This window comes from Shewanella sp. ZOR0012 (assembly GCF_000798835.1).
Lineage (GTDB): Bacteria > Pseudomonadota > Gammaproteobacteria > Enterobacterales > Shewanellaceae > Shewanella > Shewanella xiamenensis.
Window position 1 is genome coordinate 1 of record NZ_JTLE01000017.1, and the last position, 3,284, is coordinate 3,284.

Here is a 3,284-nt window from a genome sequence, read left to right on the forward strand (position 1 = left end):
TCGTGGGGCTTCACCCCCTGATTTTTTAATAATTTAATAAAGAGTCGACCAAGAGGGGATCAACAGCAATTCCCTCTTGGATCTTTGTTAACAAGAGTCCTTGCCGAACAACGTCCATGTCTAACTGCCAGTTCGCCATCCATGGCTCTCGTTCGTAACGCAGCTATGCAGCACTCACCCTAGCGAAGTTACATGCATTGATTCTCTATTTATAAAGCAGGGCTTCATGCTTATTCGAAAATCGCTAACGCTTCCGATGGCTCGCTTTACATCCATGTAAAGCACTCTAGTTCGGCAGTCCCTGCCTCTCGCTCATAAGCGCGAAAATCACCGATTTTCATTCGCCCTTCCCCGAAAGCTACGCAGACGTCCTGTCTGCGTCACGCGCAATCCATTTAATAAAGAGTCTTCAACGCCCCGCGCAACTTCGCAGGGGATGGTGAACTTCTGTTGCCTTGGTGTTAGCTGTTAGTCCTAAAGATTTGTGCCTGTCGTCCCATCTTTCTGGGAAATTTATAAACTAACTTTAAAGCGAGCCTAAAAAGGTATCGGTTTTTGCTTGGGTTTTTATGCAATTAACTGAAATTATTACTCTTTCACTTTGTCTAATACTACTTACCGCGCCAAAATGTTTCTCGGTAAATAAGGTCTCGATTTTCCTGGATGAAAAATGTTGAAAGTCCACTGATACTGATGCTAACTTATTGTCATGATTAATTTATTTACTCGTTTATTCCCATGTCTAACTCTATACGGAGTGGGTTTTATTAGAAGTGCGGGTAATACACTGTTAGGCATTTCAGGAAGAATTGATGCATTCCGAACTTACGAGAAATATTCCGGGCAACACGAGATGGGAAGGCTCTTTTTATGAGCGACTTACCGAGTACGGTGAGTGGGACTCAAAATCTTTTTGGGCACTTCATTTTGATTTGTTGGAAATTGCTAAACATCAGAATACCGATTTACCTGTTGAAAGAGAGCTGGCATATATGCTTTTGTATCTTCAGCAAAGAGTTCTCAATTTGATATCAGCCCACTTCAATAAGAACGATGTATTTGAGATAAGTAATATTAACCCAGAGCAGCTTTATGAATTTAAGGAACGTTTCGAAATGGCTATATTGGGAGCAATTTCAGGCGAAGTTTTATCAGAAACATCATTTGATCTAGTTAATCCATTGGTGAAAAATGCCTAACAAACGCAGTCACAATCGGCCACTGCGTGGCCTGGACCTCAACCGCTGCGCGGGTTTCGGCCTGTGCTGCGAGCGTTACATGCATCATAAATAGGGAGCCACATGGCAGAACTCTTTAATACGAATCAAAGCAAAACGGTTCTAGCTAAGTTCAAACACAAGGTTGATGGCTTGGCTCCTGCCGACGATTTTGAAAAACAAAGGAATAGCCTGATTCGGTTAGTAATAAGTTCAATGGAAAATAAGCCCGAACAATGGGATGAGCTTTGTCAGATAAACATTCAATGGATTGGTGGCCAATTTATTAATCGTCTGGCTGATGAAGAAAAAGGACTATCCAAAGAAAGGCTGGATGATATTTGTTCGATGTGCTTCCGCTTTCTGTTCGAGCTATACCTTTCCATGAAAAACGATTTGGCTATGGAGTTTGAAGCAGCCAAACGATTTGTTTTTAATAACGTTGATTCATTTGAACACAACGCAAAAGAACAAATCGAATATGCGATTCGTGATATGCCAATTAGTATTTTCAAGGCTATAGCCAATAGCGACGGTATAGATAGCCTGAAAAATTTCAATGTGGTTTCTGCTAAAGCAGAAAAGCTAAGAGATGATTGGGATTCTGAGCTGTCGGAAAGAGAAACTAGGGTTAATTCACTTAAAGAATCCTTGTCAAAATATGAAAATGCGTTCAATTTTGTTGGTTTGTATCAAGGGTTCGATGAGCTTTCTACTGAAAAGAAAGAAGAGCGAGATGGGATATTGTTTTGGCTTCGGGTTTTATCGGTTCTGATAGTATCCCCAATAGTTGCAGAGCTGTGTAGTGGCACACTGAATTTGGCCACCTAATAAGAAATGTTATGATCTCACTCATAACCCATTTAGGTGATAACATGAATAAAAGTAAACGTGCTCGATATAGCGCAGCCATTAAGCTCGAAACAGCTCAATTAGTCGTTGATCAAGGTTACACACAAGAAGCGGCTGCAAAAGCCATGAACGTGGGGAAATCGACGGTCAGTAAGTGGGTAACACAGCTTCAGGTTGAGCGCCAAGGGCTTGCTCCTAAAGCCTCCCCCATGACACCTGAGCAGATTGAAATCAGGGCGCTAAAACGCGAAATTGAACGAATTAATCTCGAGAAAGAAATCCTAAAAAAGGCTACCGCTCTATTGATGTCGGACTCGCTGAACAATTCTCGATAATCGAGAAACTCAATCAGAGCAACAAATACCCTATTTCAGTGTTATGCCATGTATTCAACGTGAACCGGAGCAGTTACCGTTATTGGATAAGCCGCGAGCTTTGTGTAACACCAGAGCAGCGATTTTTAGAATGTGAAATCAAAGCGATACATGCTGAAAGCAAACAGTCTGCGGGTGCGAGAAGTATTGCCACAATCGCCTCTGAACGAGGCTTTACGTTAAGTCGTTATAGGGCTACTCGGTTAATGAAAAAGCTTGGGTTAGTGAGCTGCCAACAACCCAAGCACCGCTATAAAAGGGCTGAAAATGAGCATGTGACCATCCCTAATTTACTCAAGAGACAATTTGCAGTTGTCGAACCAAACACCGTTTGGTGTGGCGATGTGACGTATATTTGGGCTGGTAATCGTTGGTGTTATTTAGCGGTTGTGCTGGATTTATTTTCGAGAAAAGCCATTGGTTGGGCGATGTCATTTTCACCGGATACTGAGTTAACGGTGAAGGCCTTAGATATGGCCTTTGAATCTCGTGGTAAGCCTAAAAACCTGATATTTCATTCAGATCAAGGCTGCCATTATACCAGCCTGAAATACCGTCAGCGGCTGTGGAAATATCAAATCACCCAGAGTATGAGTCGTCGTGGTAACTGCTGGGATAATGCGCCAATGGAGCGGTTTTTCAGAAGTTTAAAAACGGAATGGCTCCCGACACAAGGCTATATGAGTTTTAGGGAAGCCAAACAAGATGTGACTGACTACATCATTGGTTATTACTGTGAAGTCAGGCCACATCATTACAATGCAGGATTGAGCCCAAATGAATCAGAGCGAAGATTTTGGGAAGATTCTAAAGCTGTGGCCAAATTTAGTTGACCACTACA

3 protein-coding genes are annotated in these 3,284 nt (G+C 42.2%); all 3 read left to right on the forward strand.

Features of this window, described 5'->3' with window-relative positions:
* Nucleotides 1-812: 812 nt before the first annotated feature.
* The 3 genes from L976_RS00375 (at nucleotide 813) to L976_RS00390 (ending at nucleotide 3,276) form a co-directional block, all read left to right on the forward strand.
* Complete coding sequence (locus L976_RS00375; RefSeq protein ID WP_047532948.1) at nucleotides 813-1,199, forward strand: Imm41 family immunity protein; 387 nt, start codon at nucleotides 813-815, stop codon at nucleotides 1,197-1,199.
* Nucleotides 1,200-1,301: 102 nt separating this feature from the next.
* On the forward strand, nucleotides 1,302-2,048 hold the full coding sequence (locus L976_RS00380) for a hypothetical protein (protein WP_173944665.1): 747 nt from the start codon (nucleotides 1,302-1,304) through the stop codon (nucleotides 2,046-2,048).
* Between the two features lie 44 nt (nucleotides 2,049-2,092).
* A protein-coding gene (locus tag L976_RS00390; protein ID WP_156143122.1) for an IS3 family transposase occupies nucleotides 2,093-3,276 on the forward strand; the annotation gives its coding sequence in 2 pieces (ribosomal slippage) (nucleotides 2,093-2,351 and nucleotides 2,351-3,276; 1,185 coding nt in all).
* Nucleotides 3,277-3,284: the final 8 nt, after the last annotated feature.

What these genes read in the sequence shown, in the direction of transcription:
- L976_RS00375 (WP_047532948.1), top strand. Translation starts at nt 813, where the DNA reads ATGCATTCCGAACTTACGAGAAATATTCCGGGCAACACGAGATGGGAA.
- L976_RS00380 (WP_173944665.1), top strand. Translation starts at nt 1,302, where the DNA reads ATGGCAGAACTCTTTAATACGAATCAAAGCAAAACGGTTCTAGCTAAG.